Here is an 18408-nt window from a genome sequence, read left to right as displayed (position 1 = left end):
GTCAGCCGATGGAGATGCGGTAGCGGCGCACGATTTTCTGCGCGAGCCAGTTGATGAGCATGGAAATGAGGAAGAGCACGACGCCGACCATGAAGAGCGCGCGGTAGTGGATGCTGTGGCGCACGACCTCGCCCATTTCCTGCGCGATGATGCCGGTCATGGTGTGCACGGGCTGGAAGACCGCACCGAAACCGGCGCTGAAGTCGGGAATCTCGATCCGATTGCCGGCGCAGAGCAGCACGACCATCGTCTCGCCGATCACGCGGCCGAAACCGAGGAGGATGGCGGCCATGATGCCGGAGAGCGCGGCGGGGATGACGATGCGGATGATGGTCTGGAGGCGCGTGGCCCCGAGCGCCAGCGAGGCCTCCTTGAAGGAGCGCGGCACGTTGTTGATCGCGTCCTCGGCCAGCGAGAAAATGGTGGGCACCGCCATCAGGGCGAGCAGGCAGGCGGCCGTGGCGGAATTGAGGCGCTCCAGCATCGGAAAGCCCGGCACCCAGTCGAGCCACGGGGACTGCGAGACCTGGCGCAACGTCTGACCCAGGACGGCGATGCCGAAGAAACCGAGGACCACGCTGGGGATGGCGGCGATGAACTCGATGGTCGGCTTGATGAACTTTTGCTCGCCCGCGGTGGCGACCTGATTGACGTAGATGGCCGCGGCGACGCCGAGCGGAATGGCGATCACGAGGGCCAGCAGCGCGATGAGCAGCGAACCGGCGAAGAGCGGGATGATGCCATACCAGTCCTGCCAGAAGCTGGCGGTCACCCATTTGCGGCCGAAGGCGAAGGCGCTGAGCGATTCGAGGATGCCGACCGGCTTGGTCTGGTCCCAGGCCATGATCCGTTTCTCCGTGTCGGAGATCTCGGCAATGTAGCGAACGTTCAGATCCTTGAAGCGCTCCAGCTTGCGCCGCAGGGCCGGGGCTTCCGCCGCAGGCACCGCCCCGCTCAGTTCCTTGAGGGACTGGACCAGCCGGACGTTGGCCTCGGCGACCGCCGGGCGCATGGCGAGCAACGGCTTGATCTCGGCGGCAAAGTCGATGGTTTCAATTTCCATCGCGTCGGCTTCGGCCTTGAGCGTGGCGGCGCGCTCGGCCGGCGCGGTGCGCATGCCATCAATGAGATTCTGCCGGGCCGCTCGCAGGTCGGCGGCCACGGCGTGGCGCTCCTTGAGCGAGGAAACCATGTCGGTCATCTCGCCGAGGATCGTCTCGTGGTCGCCGATGGAATTGGCGTAGCGGTCGGCGTAGGCGTCGAAGGCCTCGAGCCGGGCGTTGGCCTCGGGGAGGGCGATGCCCCCGGGACCGGTGAGACGGGCGAGCTCCTCCTGGCGGGCGCTGCTCAGGTAGCGTGAGAGCGCGCTGTGGCTCTGCACCTGGCCGCGCAACATGTCCACCAGCTCCAAGCCGGCGCGGCGGTAGGTCTCGAGGTTCTCGCGGTTCTGCGGGATGAAGCCCACCGCGTCGCTGAAGATCGTGAACGTGATCAGCGCGAGCACGATGATCGAGATGGTGGCGTTGCCCTGGAAGAGCAACTTGGCCGCCTGCTCGCCGCTGAGGCCGAAGAACCAGCTCCGGCGCCGGCGCAAAAGCGCTTCGCGGGTGGTCGGGCGGGCGGCGGGCGTTTGAAGAGTCGGATCGGACATACCGGGTGACGCGCCAAGGCTCGGACCGGGCCGGGGGGCCGGTCAATGGGCGCAGGTTACGGTTGTGTTACAAAAGCGCCGCCCGCGCTCCTGACAGGACTCGCGGGCGGCGGGGGGAGGGTTGGAACCGGTGCGAATCAGGACTTAACCGGAACCGGGATGAAACCGGACTTCTCGACAATGGCCTGGCCTTCCGCGCTCAGCAGATACTCGATGAACTGGGCCGCGAGACCGTGGGGCTCGCCGTTGGTGTAGAAGAAGTTCGGGCGGGCATAGGGATAGGTCTTGGCGTGGACGTTGGCGGCGGTCGGAGTGACCAGATTACCGTCCTTGTTCACGATCGGAACCACCTTGACGCCGGGGGCGTTGACGTAGGCGACGCCGACGTAGCCGATGCCGTTGGGGTTCTTGCCCACCTCGGCGGCGATCTGCTCGTTGCCGGCCATCTTCTGCGAGGAGCTGGCGTAGTCGCGCTTCTTCATGGCGAGGTCCTTCCAGTCCTGATAGGTGCCGGAGGAGGTATTGCGCGTGTAGATGGAGAATGGGCCGGCGTTGCCACCCACGGCACTCCAGTCGTTTACGTCGCCGGCGAAGATCTGCTCGACCTGGCGGAGCGTGAGCTTCGTGACCGGGTTGTTCTCGTTCACGATGACGGCCATGCCGTCGTAGGAGACGATGATCGGCTTCATCGAAACGCCCTTGGCCTGCGCGGCGGACATCTCGGTCGGACGGGCGCGGCGCGAGGACATGCCGATATCGGCCGTGCTGTCGGTGATGGCGGCGATGCCGGTGGTGGAACCTTCGGCGGCAATCTCGAACACGACGCCCGGATTCTTGGCGCGGAAGGCCTCGGCGGCCTGCGGCACCATCTTGGCGCCGAGGGTGTCGGAGCCCTTGATGACGAGCTTCTGGGCGGAAGCGGAACCGGCGGCGAGCAGCGCGGCGGCGAGGAAGAGGACGGTCTTTTTCATGGTTGGGAGAGGTGGTAAGTTTAGAATTTAACGTTCAGATCGACCTGCAGGAGCCAGTAGTCGGCGAGGGCGTTGTTGGCACCGATGTCGCCGGAACCGGAGGCGATCACACTGTTGTTCTTACGCTCGGCGTTGGCGTAGGTGAGGCTGAGCTGGGTGGCGGCACCGAGGGCGTAGTTGGCGCCGACGATGAAGCCTTCCATGTTGGTGCGACTGTCGAAGAGGTCGGAATCGACCAGGTTGGCATCGAGCGCAAAGGAGCCGACCGACTGGTAGATGACGCGGGCGTCCCACTCGCCGGGGAGCGACGCCTTGCCGTATTGGAGGCCGAGGTGGAAGGCCTTGTCCTCGCCGTCCAGGTCGGTGCGGCCGAACTTGCGGGCGCGGGCATCGGCATCGAGGTTGATGGCGAAATCGGCGAAGGCGCGGAGCGGCACGCCGTTGGCGGCGACCCAGTTGTATTCGAACGGGATCTCGAGGACCGACAGGTTGTTGACCGGGGCGGCGTTGGTGGCGGACATGGCGCCGTTGAAGGCCGCGATGTTGGCGCGCTGGTCGGCGCCGGCGTAGTAGTAGAGAACCGGGGCGATCTGGAAGAAGTTCGTCGGGCCGTAGAGGTAGCGCTTGTAGCCGCCCTGCCAGGCGGTGAGGAAGAGGTCCTCGGTGCCGGCGATGTTGGCGGACGTGATGGCCGCGAAGGGGTCCTGGTTGCCCGAGGTGCCATAGACGAACTGCGCGAGCGTGACAAAGAACTCGTTGTTGCCGCGGCGGGTGCGGAACTGCTCGGCGAGGCCCTCGGGGTTGATGTCACCGTCCCAGACCATCGCGGTGGTCACGAGCGGGTTGGCCATGCGGCCGGCGGTGAAGGTCCACTCCGGGGTCGGCGCCCAGGTCGCGTAGATCTGGCCGATGTAGAGGCCGTCGTTGGTCTTGGCGTAAGGACCGCCGTCGTCGGCGAGCGTGACGTTGGTCGAACGGCTGCCGCCACCGGATTCCAGGCGGACGCCCCAGCCCCAGTTCTGCAGCACCTTGCCGGTCAGGGCGGTGCGGACGCGGTAACGGAAACGGTCGCGCTTCTGGTCGTCACCGTTGGTCAGTTCGCCGCCGCGGCTCTCGTAACGGACGCGCAGGTCGCCGGCGATGCGGAACTCGGAGAGCGTGGAGGAAAGGTTCAGCTTGCCCGCAGCGGTGTTGGCCGCGAAGTCCTTCACGAGCTCGGCGCGAAGCTCTTCGGCCTCCTGGTCGTTGAGGACACCCTTGCGGATGAGCAGCTCGATGAGCGGGCCGCTGTCTTGGGCGAGGGCGGAGCCGGCGCACATCAGGGCGGCCAGCACGGCGGTCACTTTGGATTTAAGGTTGAACATGATCGGATGGATGGATGCTTGGGTGAACAGTGCGCCCGGCAGGTTGCCGAATCGCAGGCGCATCCTAGGGGGCTCATGTTACGGTTTCGTGACGCCCGTGTGACGAAGGGGGAAACTAGCGGGGGTTTAGCCTGCTTCGCCTGAAGTGTAGGGGCGCGGCTCGACCGCGCCCTGCATTACGCCCGAGCGGGCGCGCACAAGGCGCACCCCTGCATTTTCCGCCTGCTCACCCCACCCGCCAGGGTGGCAGGGTCCCGCCGCGTTTCACGGCGCCCTTCCCTTCCAAAAGCGCGAGCAACAAGTCGTTCTTCACCAAGGTTCCCGTCAGGTGCCCGGTCAGTTCATCCACCACGGGCAGGGTCTGTCCGGAATGCTGGGCAAACAACCGCAGCGCGTCACCGAGCGTGGCCTCGGGCGTCACCGTCGGCGAGTCGTCGCGCCGCAGATCCTCGGCGATGACGAGCGTCGCCACGGTCTCGTCGTGGAGATGCGGCTTGATATCGTGCAGCGAGATGACGCCCGCGTATTTGCCCTCGGGGGTGGTCACATAAATCTCCTCGTAGCGGGTCTCAAGAAAGCGGCGCGCGATGTCCTCGAAGTGGTCGGTAAGCTGCACGGCTACCGTGCGGCGCTGGAGGTCGGCGACGGTGCCGGGCAGCACGGTCGGCAGCGGAGCCTCGGCGGCCTTTTTCTTCAGGGCCTCGCTGTAGAGCGAGTTGTCCTCAATGCCGCGCGCGGTATAGTAGGCGACGACACTGCAGAGCATGAGCGGCATGATGATGTCGTAGCTCAGCGTCATCTCGAACAGCATGATGATCGCCATGACCGGCGCGTGGCTGGCCGCGGCGAGGAGCGCCCCCATGCCGACCAGTGCAAAGGCCCGCGGATCGACGGCCCCGGCCGGCCAGACTGCATGCACGCCCTGGCCGAAGAGATACCCCAGCGCCGCGCCCACGAAGAGCGTCGGCGTGAAGACGCCTCCCGGCGCACCGGAACCGAATGAGGCCGCGGTCGCGACCCATTTGCAGACGAAGACCAAGATCAGCGCCTGCCAGAAGAGCTCACCATTCAGGATGGCGAGCACGACGCTGTAGCCGTTGCCGCAGACTTCGGGCACCCACACGGCGAGACAGCCCACGACAAGACCGCCCAGCGCCAGGCGCAGCGGCACCGGCAGGTTGGTGGCGGTGAACAGGCGCTCCGCCCAGCGCAGCGAGCGCAGGAACCACGGGGCCAGCAGGCCCGCCAGCACGCCCAGCACGAGGAAAGGGCCGATCTCCCAGAGCGAATTCAGCGTGAAGGCGGGCACCGTGTAGAGCGTGTGGGCGTCGGACAGCGTGCGCACGGTGAGCGTCGCCGCCACGGCCGAAACCGCCAGCGGCCCCAGGCTTTCCATGGCAATGGTGCCGAGGATGATCTCGGCCACGAAAAACGATCCCGCGATGGGCGCGTTGTAGGCCGACGCGATGCCCGAGGCGCCGCCGCAGGCGACGAGCAGGCGCACCTGCGGCGCCGACAGCTTCCGCCACCGGCCGAGCAGCGAGGCCGCCACGGCCGCCAGCTGAACCATCGGACCCTCGCGGCCGATCGAACCGCCCGACCCGATCGAAAACATCGCCGCCGTGCTTTTCACGAGGCTGGCCCGCACCGGGATTTCGCCGCTGCCGATGAGGATGGCCTCCATGTAGTCGGTGGAGCTCTGTCCCTTGTGCAGGCGTTTGCCGAACAGCAGCACGAGGCCGGCCGCGCAACCGCCCACCGTCGGCACCGCCAGTCGCTGCCACCATTCCAACTCTCGAAAGGAGTCCACCATGCCGCTGCCCGTGCCGGTGAGCACGTAATGCACGAGCTCGATGCCATGCCGGAACAGCAGGGCCGCCAATGCCCCGAGCACCCCCGCCACCGCCGCAAACGCCAGCGTCTCCTGCCAGGGCGAAGGCCGCAGCTTCTCGACAATCCACAACCGCCAGCGCAAGAGACGCAGCAACCGGCGGTAGATTTGCGGCACGACTTCCTTCACGCGGTCAAAACCCTACGGGCGGAGGCAGCGCCTGCAAGGGTTTGTTCCCGTGCCGTGACGGAGCGGAAGCAAACAGCGAGCCCCATGTGTAGAGTCGGTCCTTGGGCCGACCTCGCACATTAGGTCGCCGCAAGCCGCGCCCCTCCAAGTGATGCAGCCGCGGGACTGATAGCCCGCTTCCTGCGCTCAAGCCTGCGGGCCGGTGGGCGTTGCCGCAGGGGTCGCAGGCGCGGAGGCGGGCTCGGCCGCGACTGCCGGCGCGGCGGGGCCATAGGTCTCGTTCTCGGTCGCCACGGAGGCGCTGAGCTCGATGAGGCTGTGCAGCGACTTGAAGTGCTTGGTCCACTCGAAATCGCCGCTGTGTCCGCCCACGACCTGGTTGAAGAGCTGGCGCTTCTCGGACTTCAGGGCCTGGATGCGCTCCTCGATCGTGCCGGCGGTCACCATGCGATAGACAAACACGGTGTTGGTCTGGCCGATGCGATGCACGCGGTCGATCGCCTGGTCCTCCACCGCGGGGTTCCACCACGGATCGAGCAGGAACACGTAGTCCGCCGCGTGCAGCGTGATGCCCGTGCCGGCGGCCTTGAGGCTCACCAGCATGGCGGCGGCGCCGGTCGCGGACTGAAAATCCTTCACCGGCTTCTGCCGGTCCACGGTCATGCCCGTGATCTCGTAGCGCGCCAGCTCCGGATAATGCAACTGCAGCGCCTCGCGCACGCGGTCCAGCAGGGTCACGAACTGCGAGAAGATGACGACCTTGTGGCCGCTGCCGACGACTTCCTGAAGCTTTTCAACGAGCAGCTGGAGCTTGCCGCTGTCGGAGAGTGGTGAGTGGAGCCACGGCAGCAGGTCCGGATCGCAGCAGACCTGGCGCAGGCGCGTGAGCAACGCGAGGAAGCCGAAAGATTTCTCGCGCAGCGCGAGACCGATGTCCTCGCCCAGCCGGGCCAGGCCCTCGGTGCAGATGCGGGCATACTCGGCCCGCTGCACCTCGGTGAGCGGGCAGAGCAGATCCATCTCGACCTTGGGCGGCAGCTCGGTCGCCACCTCGGTCTTGGTGCGGCGCAGGATGAATGGGGCGACCTGCTGGCGCAGCCGGCGCATCGTGCCGTCGCGGTCCTGGATGAGCGCCGCCTCAAAGGCTGAGCGCGACCCGAGCAGGCCGGGCAACAGGTAACGGAAGATGGACCAAAGATCGAGCTGCCGGTTCTCCAGCGGCGTGCCGGTCATGACCAGCCGGTGTTCGGCGCGCAGGGCGAAGCAGGACTGCGTGACCTTGGCATCGGGGTTCTTGATGAACTGGCCCTCGTCGAGGATGGCGTAGCCAAAGTCGGTCGTGTCGAGCAGCGCGCGGTGTTTGCGCAGCTGGGTGTAGCTGGCGAGCCAGATGCAGTAGGACTTGTGGTGCTTGAAGTCGTGGCCCGACTTCAGGATCTCGACGCTGGCCCCCGGGAAAAAGCGGGCGATCTCCTCGCGCCACACCGGCACCACGCTCGCCGGGCAGACGACAATGTGCCGGTGCCGGCCCATGGGCCGGGCGCGGAGCAGGGCGATGACCTGGGCGGTTTTGCCCAGGCCCATCTCGTCGGCCAGCAAGCCGTGGCAGCCGGTCTCGCACAGGTGATGCATCCATTCGACGCCGCGACGCTGGTAATTGCGCAGGTAATCGGGCAGCTCGGGCGGCGCTGAGGGCGCGGTCAGCACCTTTTGCCGCCATGCCTCGATCTCGGGCCCGAGCGTGACCTTGATGCGCTGGTCGTTGAAGAGGGAGAAAATCAGGTAGGGCGGCACCTCGCCGCCGGACTGTGCCTCCTCGAGACTGCGCTTCCACTGCTGGTAGCCCTCCCACTTCTCGGGCGCCATCGTGACGATGCCGAGGTCGGGCAGAAGCATGGGAGTGCGGCCGTGCTTGAGGAGGGCGGCGGCCTGCTCGTCGGTGAGAAGTTTTTCGCCGGCGCGGAAAATCCAGCGCAGGTTCAGGCCGCCGCTGCTGCCGGCGCGCTTGTCGGCGACGGCCTCGATCTCGATGGTGCGGGCGCCCTGCTTGATGCTCTCGACCTTGGCGTCGATCTCGATGGCGAACTGCTTTTTCCAGTGCGGCAGCAGGTCACGCAGAAATCCCGGGATGTCGGCCAGCGCGTCGAGTGCGTAGGCGTGGGTTGTCTGGTTGTAGCGGAAGTGGGCCTTGCGCGCGTAGGTGGCCAGCGCGATGAGCTTGGCCCTCTCCGTGGCGCTGGGGTGGTGCGTGGTGTTGCCGAGGGCCGGAATGCGATTCTTGCCGTTCTTCCAGTAGGCCAGGAAGACGAGGCCGTCGGCGTTGGCCGTGAAACTCAGCAGCAGGTCGCGCGCAGGCTGGTTGGGATCAACCTTGGCGCCGCCGTTGCCGTTGGCGGCCGCGTGACCGTTCGCACCGTTGGCCGTCGCATGGCCGTTCTGGCCGTTGACTCCCTTTACCTTGGGCGGAACGCCCGGCAGGAGCGAAGGCATCTCGTCCACCAGCAACTCCTCGATCTCGTGCAAACCCGCCACGGCGATGGCATTGGCCAGGGTTTCGTCAGTCGAGGAGGAGCGGACCTTGATCGTGTCACCGTCCCACTCGATGACGGCATATTCCTCCTTCTTGTCCACGCGGCGGTGGATGATCGCGTCCTTGGCGCCCAGCTCGACCTCGCGGATCTCGCTGTCCCGATACATCGCGTGGCCACGCTCGACGTGGCCTGCGTCAAACTGCTCCTCCCACTCCACTTCCATGCGCCCAAACCAGAAATCCAGCGATTGCGGAGTGTAGATGCGCTTGGGGCCGTGGGATTGCATCAGTCTAAAAGGGGGACGTTAGAAACTTCCGAGCGGGCGCGGCAATAACTAATTGGCCATTTTCCCTCCCGGGATTTTTTACGGCGCGTTTAACCGGATCGTCACCCAGCCGACACCGGTTCTCCACCGGGCAAACCCATGATGCCGAGGCTCGCCGGCCGGCCGGTCGCCGCCGTTTGGGCACCCACCTTTGAACATTGTCCTCGTAACCGAAACCTACGCTCCCGAAATCAACGGCGTCGCCATGACACTCGGCCGTCTCGTGGATGGACTCGCCGCGCGCGGTCACCGGCTCACGATCATCCGGCCAAGGCAGCGCCACGAATCGCCCCGCTTCAGCGTCACGCAACGCCTCGCCTGCCGGCAGGTCCGCCTGCCCGGGGTGCCGATCCCCGGTTATCCCCAGCTTCGCCTCGGCCTGCCGGCGGGCCGCCGGCTGCGGCAGTTGTGGACCCTCAACCGACCCGACCTCGTCCATGTTGCCACCGAAGGGCCGCTCGGTGCCTCGGCCATTACGATGGCGCGGCAGCTCGGTATCCCGGTTACGTCGAGTTTTCACACCAACTTCGACCAATACACCCGGGACTACCGCATCGGCTGGATGAAGCCGATCGTTGCCGCCTGGCTGCGCCACGTCCACAATCGCACTCTCCGCACCTTCGCGCCGACCCGCGACCTGCTGGCGCGACTGGAAACCGAGGGTTACCAGAATCTCCGCCTGCTGTCCCGCGGCGTTGATTCCACGTTGTTCAACCCCGGGCGGCGCGACGGCTCTCTCCGTGCCTCGTGGGGCGTCGGACCCGAAGATCCGGTCGTCCTGCACGTCGGCCGCATCGCCGCGGAAAAGAACTATCCCCTGCTCTTCCGCGCTTTCGACGCCATCAAGGCGGTCCAGCCGCGGGCCCGGCTAGTGCTCGTCGGTGACGGCCCGCTGCTCTCCGCTTACCAGCGGCAGCGGCCCGACGTGATGTTCACCGGCTTCTACACGGGGACCAACCTCGCGCGGCACTACGCCTCGGGTGACATCTACTTGCACACGAGCATCACCGAGACCTTCGGCAACGTCGTGACCGAGGCACTGGGCAGCGGGCTGGCCGTTTCGGCCTTCGACTACGCCGCCGCGCACGAGTTCATCCGTCACGGTGAGAATGGCCTGACCGCCCCCGTGGGCGACGAGGCGGCCTTTATCGCCAACGCCGTGCGGCTCGCGCGCGAACCGACGTTGCGCGAACGCCTCGCCACGCAGGGCGCGCTGACGGCTCGCGGGCTCACTTGGGACGCCATCGTGGACCGCTTCCTCGCCGACCTGCAGGAAGCGGCGAATGAGTTCGATCGCACCCGCGCATCCGGCACCCAGCTCTCAGCGCTCAGCTCTCAGCCTTCTGCCACACCATGAAACCGACCCTCAACGTCCGCTCCGTCATCCTCTCCGACGTGCATCTCGGAACGCCGCACGCCAAGGCCGACGAGGTCACGCACTTTCTCAAGCACGTGCGCTGCGAGCGCCTGCTCCTCAACGGCGACATCATCGACGGCTGGCGGCTGCGCCGCGACGGCCGCTGGACCAAGGCCCACACCCGCTTCATCCGCCGCGTGCTTACCCTCGTGCAAAAGAAGGACACCGAGGTCGTCTATCTGCGCGGCAACCACGATGATTTTCTCGCCCGGTTGCTGCCCATGCAGTTCGACCGGCTCAGCCTCGTAGAGGACCACATCCTAGAGTCCGCCTCAGGGCGCTACCTCGTGCTGCACGGCGATGTGTTCGACGGCGTGGTAAAGAACATGGTGTTCCTCGCGCACCTCGGCGACATGGGCTACGCGCTGCTCCTGCGGCTCAACCGCACCTACAACTGGTTCCGCCGCCTCCGCGGCAAGGACTACTTCTCGCTCAGCGCCGCCATCAAGGCGCGCGTGAAGCAGGCCGTGAGTTTCGTGGGCAAGTTTGAGGAGCAGGTCGCCGCCCTCGCCCGCGAGCGGGGCTGCACGGGCGTGATCTGCGGCCACATCCACACCGCCGCCGACAAGATGATCGGCGGCATCCACTATCTGAACTCCGGCGACTGGGTGGAATCGCTCACCGCCATCGTCGAGCACCACGACGGCCGCTTCGAGCTGATCACGTTCAAGGACTTCGTGCAGCAGTTCCCCATGGCGAAGGAACTGCCGGCCGAGGATGCGGCGGACGAGGCGCTCCCCTTCCCGGGCACCGCGCAAGCCGCGATCCTCGCGGCGGTCCGCTAATGGACAAAAACTCCAAACGCCAAAGGGCCAAACTCCAAATAAATTCCATGCTCGAAATCGGGAAATCCCCTATCCGCAATGCGACCTCCTCGTTAGATTGTGATTGGTTTGGCGTTTGGAACCTGGCTTTGGGGATTTCGGGCGAAGCTCGTTGCCCATGAAGCGCGTGCTCATCCTCACCGCCGGCTACGGGGAGGGACACAACAGTGCCGCACGCGCCCTGCAGGCCGCATTCAACGAGTATCCCGACGTCTCAGCCGAACTCGTCGATCTGTTCGCCCTGCGTGCCCCGCGGCTCAATGAGGTCAGCCGCCGCGGCTACCTGAAGCTCATCAACACCGCGCCAGGAATCTGGAGCAGCCTCTATCGGTGGCTGGATCGCTCGCCCCGCGCCCCGGCTTTGTTCCGCACCCTGGCCAGTCACCGCCGCCTGCTCGCGGAATTCATCCGCACCAGGCAACCGACCGCGATTGTCTCCACCTACCCCGTCTATGCCTGGTTGCTGAACCGCCTGCGCGCCGACGGGCTGGAGTTTTGCCCGCACCACACGGTCATCACCGACGCGATCACGATCAACTCGCTCTGGTATCGGGCGCCCGCGGCCGGCTGGTTTGTCACCGACGCGGATTCCGCGGCCTTCCTGCGCGAGCGCGGCGTGCCGGCGGACAAGGTACATGTCAGCGGATTCCCCGTGGCCCTGCCCTTCGCCGACCGCCCGCCGCACCTCCTGCCGCCAATGGCTCCGCGGCGGATTCTTTTCATGATCAACACGGCCCGCGGTCCGGCCCGGGCGATCGTGAGGGAACTGCTGAAGCAACCGTATTGGAGCCTCACCATCACGGCCGGGAGAGACGAGGCCTTCCGGCGTGAATTGCAGGCGTTGGCCGCAAAGGGCCCGGCCAAGGCGGAGGTGCTGGGCTGGACCAACCGCATTCCCGACCTGCTGATGACGCACCATGCGGTCATCAGCAAGGCAGGCGGGGCCACGACGCAGGAATCCATCAACGCGCTCTGCCCGATGCTCATCAGCCAGATCGTACCGGGCCAGGAGGAGGGCAACTACGAGCTGCTTCGCCGCCACGAGGCCGGCGCCCTGGCCACCACCCCGAAGGAAATCGTGGCAACGCTCCAGCGAGCCTTTGCGGACAATGGAGCCGTCTGGCAACGCTGGCACGACAATCTGCAGCGTCTGGCGCGACCCAATGCCGCCCGCGCCATCGCAACCCGGGTGCTGCAAAACACCGCCTCACCGATCCGGACGTCCTCTCCGCCAGTTGAAGTGTAACAGCAGAAAAACTCCCTCAGGTGACCGGCCACCCCCGCAGGTCGCGGGCCAGCGCGCCGAAGCCGTGGGGAAAATCGTTCTCGAGCCGGCGCACATCGCCGCGGTGGCGAGACACCTCTTCCACGGCCCGCTGCGTCTCGTGCTGGAGCGACGGACGCTCCGTGCCATAGACGCGCCATTTTAGCTCGCGCCGAGTGTAGGGCAGCTGGCCGGTGGCCTGACCGTCGAGCCAGGCCTGTTCGGTTACGGAGGTGTCGTGGCCACAGAGCAGCCAGGCCTCAATGGCCGGCACGCACAGGCCGACGGCGCGCAAGACGCGCTCGCGTCCGCGGGCGGGCGGCAGGTTTTTCGTGGCCCGCCGGAAGACCGCGCGCAGCCGGCAGATCCGGCAAAACGCATGGTGATAGCCGGGCGCCTCGTGTTCCGGCGTGTGCACCACCGAGTCATCGGAATCCACCACGACCACGAGGCCGTCGGCATCGGTGTTGAAATGAAGATGCCGCACGATCGGCGGCAGCACCTGCTCGACCGACGGCCAGCCCCGCGCCCGCAGCGACGCCTGCACCGTCGTGAACGGCCGGCCCAGCACGTAGCCCACCAGCACGTGCAGGGCGGCCTCGTCGGCCGGGGATTCGCTGAGGATGGCGAGCTTCATGGAAGGCGCAGACACCGGAGGATCGGAGGAGGTGAGGGTATGAAGGTGTGAGGATATGCGTGCTTCATTCTTCAGGTTTCAGGTTTCACATCCTCAGGTTTCAACCCTCTCACTCTCCCGGCACGCCGCCGAGGATGCCGGTATACCAGAGGTCGCCGAGGTGCGCTTCCTTCATCAATTCCAGGATGTCGGCCCGGTCGGACAACCGCTCAAAGGTAGCCGCCTGGCCCTGTTTGCTGGCGAGGATGACCTCCTGCGGCTGCTCGCGGAACTGGTCGAGCAGGTAGGGCGAATGCGTGGTCGTGATCACCTGCACCGGCGTGCGCGTCATGCCGAGATCCTGCGGGTAGCTGAGCCGATAAAGCGTGTCGCGCACCTCGCGCAGCGAGCGCGGATGCATGCCGCGGTCAGCCTCTTCAATGCAAACCACGGCGGGGGGCGCAGGAGTGAAGGCCAGCACCAGCAGCGCGAGCAGGTAGAGCGTGCCCTGGGAGAGGTTGTCGGCGGTGATGAAATTGTGGCCGTTCGTCTTGAGCCGCGTGCCCAGCTCGACGGTACCGCCGGGACCGGTTCGGACCTCCAGCGCACCGAACTCCGGCATCAGCCGGAGAAACTCCGCCTGCAGCGCGGCGAACGCCTCGGGCTGTTTTTCCCGCCATGTGGCCAGGACCACGGCAAGGTTGCCGCCGTTCGAGGCCAGCTCAGCGCTGTCGGACAATTTCGCCGGCACCGCCATGGCGTAGTGGTCGAACAGATAGGCACGGATGGAGCGGATTTTGGTGCGCAAATCCTCCCAATGCGCCGCGCCGGCCGGACCAGGCGGGTGGCTCACGGAGAGAACATTGCAGACCATCTCGTCGGGATTACAACCCAGCGACACGCCGATGTCCTGATAAGGCGCCGCGAACGCGAAATCGATGCGGGGTCCGCCGTTCGCGGCGGGCGGCTCCGCGGCCGGGGGCAGCGCCGCCAGCGAGCGCAACCGCAGCAGCGCCTGGATGAGGCTGGTCTTGCCGCTGCCGTTGGGTCCGAGCACGAGGTTGAACGGCGCAAGTTTCACGCCCGTGGACCGCAGGGCCTTGAAGTTCCGGAACTGGACGGCGGCGATCATGGGGCGAGGAAACGAGACCGGAAACTTGAGACCGGAAACCTGAAATAGCCAGACAGAGTATGCTTCGTTCCGAGCTTCAGGTCTCAGGTTTCAAGTTTCAGGTTTTCCACTCCCCTACTCCGCCTGCACGATCACGAGGTCGTCGAGATGCAGGTTGCAATAGACCTTGTCGCCCTCGTGGAAGGCCTCCTGGGTGGCGCTCTCGTTGGCCACAAGGGCGTGCAGGCGCGTGCCCTGGTCGGTCACGAGCTGCAGCGAGTCGGTGGCGCCCTGGAAAATTTCCTCGTCAATGCGGGCCGGGAAAACGTTTTCCGCCGTGACCGGCGTCCGGCTGATGTGGATCTTTTCGGGGCGGATCGAGACCAGGGCGGACGTGGCGGTGTCGGGCAACTCGGCCCGGGCGATCACCAGCTCGAGTCCGGTGGCAAGACGGATCCTGGCGGTGGTCCCGTTGCGGCTGATCACCGTGGATTCGAGCAGATTCGCCTGCCCGATGAAATCGGCGGCGAAGGCTGTGCGCGGGCGGTGGTAGATCTCGCTGGCGTTGCCCAGCTGCTCGATGCGGCCCTTGTTGATGACGGCAATGCGGTCCGACATCGTGAGCGCCTCCTCCTGGTCGTGCGTGACGAACACAAAGGTCATGCCGAGCTTGCGCTGGAGGCGCTTCAGCTCGAGCTGCATGCCGTGGCGGAGCTTGGCATCGAGGGCGGACAGCGGCTCATCGAGCAGGAGGACCTTGGGTCGCGGCACGATGGCGCGCGCGAGGGCCACGCGCTGGCGCTGACCGCCGGACATCTGGTGCGGATACTTGTCAGCCTGCTCCACGAGCGAGACCATGCGCAGGGCCTCGACGATGCGGTCGGCGGCCTCGGCGGTCGGCACCTGCTGCATGCGCAGGCCGAAGCCGACGTTCTCGCGGACGGTCAGGTGCGGGAACAGCGCGTAGCTCTGGAACACCTGGTTCACGCTGCGCCGGTAGGGCGGCACGTGGGAGACATCCTCGCCGTCGAGCAGCACCAGGCCCTCGTCGGGCATCTCGAAACCCGCGAGCAGGCGCAGGAGCGTGGTCTTGCCGCAGCCGGAGGGCCCGAGCAGGGTGAGAAATTCGCCGGCCTTCACGGTGAGGCTGACGTCGTTGACCGCGGTGAAGCCGCCAAAGCGCTTGGTGACGCCGCGGAGCTCGATCATGGGCTGAGACGAAGACATTGAGGGGGTGAGGGCCGGAGGGGGGGGGGGTGAAATCAGGGGGTGAGGATTTGAGGGGGTGAGGGAGTGAGGATTCCAAATCCTCGGATCCAATCCTCAGGTTTCACATCCTCACCTCCTCAGGTTTCGCATTCATGGTCAGGTTTCACCTCATCAGGCTTCCTTCGGCGTTCCGCGGCGTTGGAGAATCACGTAGGTGACGATGAACATGAGCATGAAAACGACGCCGAGCGCGGCCCCGAAGGGCCAGTTGCGGGCGAGCAGGAACTGGTTCTGGATCACGTTGCCGATCATGGGCACCTTGGCCCCACCCATCAAGTCGGTGATCGCAAACATGCCGATGGCCGGCACGAACACCAGCAGCGTGCCCGCCGCGATGCCCGGCATGGTGAGCGGCACGATCACCGAGGAGAACGCGCGCACCGGACTGGCCCCGAGGTCGTAGGCGGCCTCGATGAGCGAGTTGTCGAGCTTCTCGGCACTGCCGTAGATCGGCAGGATCATGAACGGCAGGTAGGCATAGACGAGGCCGATGACGACGGCGGTCGGCGTGTAGAGCAGATCGAACGGCCCGATGCTCGCGCCCATCGCCTTCACGAGACTGTTGAGCAGCCCCTCCTGCTTGAGGATGGTGATCCACGCGAAGGTGCGGATGAGGAAGCTGGTCCAGAACGGCACCATCACGAGCAGCAGGAGCCGGTTGCGCAGCGACTCCGGCACGCGGGCGATGTAGTAGGCCACCGGGTAGCCCACGACCGCGCAAATGGCAGTGGTCAGCGCAGCATACCAAACCGAACGGCCAAAGATGCGCAGATAGACCGGGTCGAAAACGCGTTCGTAGTTTTCCCAGGTGAACGTGAACACCACCCCGCCGATTTCGTCGCGCTCGCAGAAGCTGTAAACCAGCAGGATCAGTCCCGGCACGACGACGAACAGGACCAGCCACAGCACCATCGGAGCGAGCAACGCCCACGCCTTCCACCCAGGGCGGGTGTGGTCGGAGATTGCGATGGCGGGGGCGGTGCCGGGGTGCATGGTGGCTGTAGCGGCAGTCTATGACCGCCGTCCGTATGCAAACCGGCGGTCATAGGCCGCCACTACAAGGGCCAAGCTCTTCACTGCGCGCTCTTGATGTCGGTCATCAGCTCGTCGATTTCGGCCGCGGCCTTGCCGATGTCGCGGAAGGTCTCGAGCTTGGCCGGGCCGGCCGGGTAGCTGGCCGGGTTGGCGAGTTCCTCGGGCGAGAGGAGCTTGCGCGCCTCAATGTTGGGATTCGTGTAGGGGAAGTCGCGGGAGATGATCTTTGAGACCTCAGGGCGGAGGATGTAGTTGATGAAGGCGTGGGCGGCGTCCTTGTGCGGGGCGTCGGCCGGGATGCAGAAGATGTCAATGAAACGGTGCGCGCCCTCCGCGGGCAGCACGTATTTGAACTTCTTGTCCTCATTCCACAGGAGCGCGGCCTCGCCGCTCCAGACGATGCCGATGTCCACGTCACCGTTGATCAGGGCGGTCTTCGGGCTGCCGGAGTCGAAGACCTTCACGAGCTTGACCCACTGGGCGATGATGGGACGGACCTTGGCGAGGCTGGCCGAGTTGATCTCGTTGGCGGGCAGGCCGGCGGTGTAGAGGGCCCAGGTCACGATCTCGCGGTTGTCGTCGAGCACGACGAGCCGATCCTTGAACTTGGGCTGAAACACGTCCTTGTAGCCGCGAATGGGGTCCTTGACCTTTTCGGTGTTCACCACGATGCCGACGGTGCCGGACATGTAGGGCACGGTGAACTCGTCCTTGGGATCGTGCGCGAGGCCCTTGAATTCGGGCGCGACGTTCTTGAGGTTGGGAATCTTCGCCTTGTTGAGGGGCGCAAGCATCTTGCGGCGGATCATCAGCTCCGCGGCGTATTCGGAGGGCTGGATGAGGTCGTAGTTGCCGCCGCCGGCCACGAGCTTGGAGAGCAGCTCCTCGTTGGAGGCATAGGTCTCGAAGTTGACCTTGATGCCGGTCTCCTTGGTGAAGCCGTCGAGCACGTCCTGCGGGACATATTCGGACCAGCCGAAGAGGTTGAGTTCGGCCGCATTCAGGCCGAGCGAGCCGGTGAGGACGGCGAGCGCGAGAAGGAGCTGCTTGAGCGATTTCATGGATGTGGGGGGATGGGTTGAGGGTTCAGCGGCTGAGTTTCTTGAGGTATTCCGAAAAGAGCACAAAGGCGACCGTGGCGACGATGAAGATGGCCGAGAGCGCGTTGAGCATGGGATTGAGACCGACGCGGGCCATGTCGAAGACCTTCACCGGCAGCGTGGCCGAGGCGGCGGACTTCACAAAGACGGTGACGATCAGCTCGTCCATCGAAAGCGTAAAGGCCATGAGTCCGCCCGCGATGATCGCCGGACGCAGGCTGGGCACGATGACCAGCCAGAAGGCCTTGAGCGGCGTCGCCCCGAGATCGAGGGCCGCCTCCTCCAGCGAGGAATCGAGGCCCTGCAAACGCGCCTGCACGGCCACGAGCACGAACGGAAAGCTGAAAGTCACATGCCCGATGATGACCGAGGCGAAGCCGAGGTTCAGCCCGATGGTCACAAACATGATGAGCAGGCTGATGCCGAGCAGGATCTCGGGCATGACCATCGGGATGGCCACGAGCGTCTGGATCGCCCGGGAGAACCGGAAGCGGTAGCGGTGCAGCAGCCAGGCGCCGGCCGTGCCGATGACGACCGACAGGATCGTCGTGGCCGTGGCAATGATCAGGCTGTTCTTCGCCGCGCGGATGAGCGGCGTGTTGCTCGCGAGCCGCTCATACCAGGAGAAGGTGAAGCTCTCCCAGACGATGTTCAGACGCGACGAATTGAACGAAAACACCACCAACACGGCGATCGGCACGTAGAGAAACACGAACACGAGCGTCGTCCAACCACGCAGGAACCAATTGAGGAGGGTCAGACCGGAGGGAATGAGCGGACGGGATGCGGGCATCGCAAAAAGCTGGCAGCGCTTATCATGCCAAGTCACGGCGGAGGCAAGCTTCCGCCGAAAGTATCAAGGTCCAAGGATCAAGTGACAAGACCGGGAAGCACAGCCTCTTGATACTTG

At 65.6% G+C, this 18408-nt stretch carries 14 protein-coding genes; 3 read left to right on the top strand and 11 right to left on the bottom strand.

From position 1 onward, the window contains the following. Position 1: 1 nt before the first annotated feature. The 5 genes from pstC to ESB00_RS06555 all read right to left on the bottom strand — a co-directional run bounded on the left by pstC (position 2) and on the right by ESB00_RS06555 (position 8823). A complete protein-coding gene (pstC, locus tag ESB00_RS06575; protein ID WP_129046918.1) occupies positions 2-1651 on the bottom strand; it encodes a phosphate ABC transporter permease subunit PstC in 1650 nt (549 codons plus the stop codon). 137 nt (positions 1652-1788) lie between these two features. Beyond that, on the bottom strand, positions 1789-2622 hold the full coding sequence (locus ESB00_RS06570; RefSeq protein WP_129046917.1) for a phosphate ABC transporter substrate-binding protein: 834 nt from the start codon (positions 2620-2622) through the stop codon (positions 1789-1791). Between the two features lie 20 nt (positions 2623-2642). Continuing rightward, positions 2643-4049 (bottom strand): putative porin, encoded by a 1407-nt coding sequence (locus ESB00_RS06565; protein WP_129046916.1) that lies wholly within the window; start codon positions 4047-4049, stop codon positions 2643-2645. A 163-nt stretch (positions 4050-4212) separates the two neighbouring features. After that, positions 4213-6006, bottom strand: a complete 1794-nt coding sequence (locus ESB00_RS06560) for a ClcB-like voltage-gated chloride channel protein (RefSeq protein ID WP_129046915.1) — start codon at positions 6004-6006, stop codon at positions 4213-4215. Between the two features lie 186 nt (positions 6007-6192). Further along, the gene (locus ESB00_RS06555; RefSeq protein ID WP_129046914.1) at positions 6193-8823 is read right to left on the bottom strand and encodes a DEAD/DEAH box helicase; all 2631 of its coding nucleotides are present in this window, start codon (positions 8821-8823) and stop codon (positions 6193-6195) included. A 190-nt stretch (positions 8824-9013) separates the two neighbouring features. Here ESB00_RS06555 and ESB00_RS06550 point away from each other — a divergent pair, with 190 nt between their 5' ends. From ESB00_RS06550 to ESB00_RS06540, 3 genes are all read left to right on the top strand, one after another. Continuing rightward, on the top strand, positions 9014-10219 hold the full coding sequence (locus ESB00_RS06550) for a glycosyltransferase family 4 protein (RefSeq protein ID WP_129046913.1): 1206 nt from the start codon (positions 9014-9016) through the stop codon (positions 10217-10219). Further along, on the top strand, positions 10216-11064 hold the full coding sequence (locus tag ESB00_RS06545; RefSeq protein ID WP_129046912.1) for a UDP-2,3-diacylglucosamine diphosphatase: 849 nt from the start codon (positions 10216-10218) through the stop codon (positions 11062-11064). The genes ESB00_RS06550 and ESB00_RS06545 overlap by 4 nt, the downstream gene beginning before the upstream one ends. Before the next feature lie 157 nt (positions 11065-11221). Beyond that, the gene (locus ESB00_RS06540) at positions 11222-12349 is read left to right on the top strand and encodes an MGDG synthase family glycosyltransferase (RefSeq protein ID WP_129046911.1); all 1128 of its coding nucleotides are present in this window, start codon (positions 11222-11224) and stop codon (positions 12347-12349) included. A gap of 16 nt (positions 12350-12365) precedes the next feature. Here the strand turns inward: ESB00_RS06540 and ESB00_RS06535 are convergent, their stop codons facing one another. The 6 genes from ESB00_RS06535 to ESB00_RS06510 all read right to left on the bottom strand — a co-directional run bounded on the left by ESB00_RS06535 (position 12366) and on the right by ESB00_RS06510 (position 18291). After that, on the bottom strand, positions 12366-13004 hold the full coding sequence (locus ESB00_RS06535; RefSeq protein ID WP_129046910.1) for a hypothetical protein: 639 nt from the start codon (positions 13002-13004) through the stop codon (positions 12366-12368). 109 nt (positions 13005-13113) lie between these two features. After that, entirely contained in the window at positions 13114-14115 is a 1002-nt protein-coding gene (locus tag ESB00_RS06530) for an AAA family ATPase (protein WP_129046909.1), read from the bottom strand. 114 nt (positions 14116-14229) lie between these two features. Then, positions 14230-15303, bottom strand: coding sequence for an ABC transporter ATP-binding protein (locus ESB00_RS06525; RefSeq protein WP_246026419.1), 1074 nt, complete (start codon positions 15301-15303; stop codon positions 14230-14232). Positions 15304-15474: 171 nt separating this feature from the next. Next, on the bottom strand, positions 15475-16356 hold the full coding sequence (locus ESB00_RS06520) for an ABC transporter permease (RefSeq protein WP_129046907.1): 882 nt from the start codon (positions 16354-16356) through the stop codon (positions 15475-15477). Between the two features lie 80 nt (positions 16357-16436). Then, positions 16437-17459 (bottom strand): polyamine ABC transporter substrate-binding protein, encoded by a 1023-nt coding sequence (locus tag ESB00_RS06515; protein WP_129046906.1) that lies wholly within the window; start codon positions 17457-17459, stop codon positions 16437-16439. A 25-nt stretch (positions 17460-17484) separates the two neighbouring features. Then, on the bottom strand, positions 17485-18291 hold the full coding sequence (locus ESB00_RS06510; protein WP_129046905.1) for an ABC transporter permease: 807 nt from the start codon (positions 18289-18291) through the stop codon (positions 17485-17487). Positions 18292-18408: the final 117 nt, after the last annotated feature.

Source organism: Oleiharenicola lentus (genome assembly GCF_004118375.1).
Lineage (GTDB): Bacteria > Verrucomicrobiota > Verrucomicrobiia > Opitutales > Opitutaceae > Lacunisphaera > Lacunisphaera lenta.
This window is presented reverse-complemented; position numbering and strand designations above follow the sequence as displayed.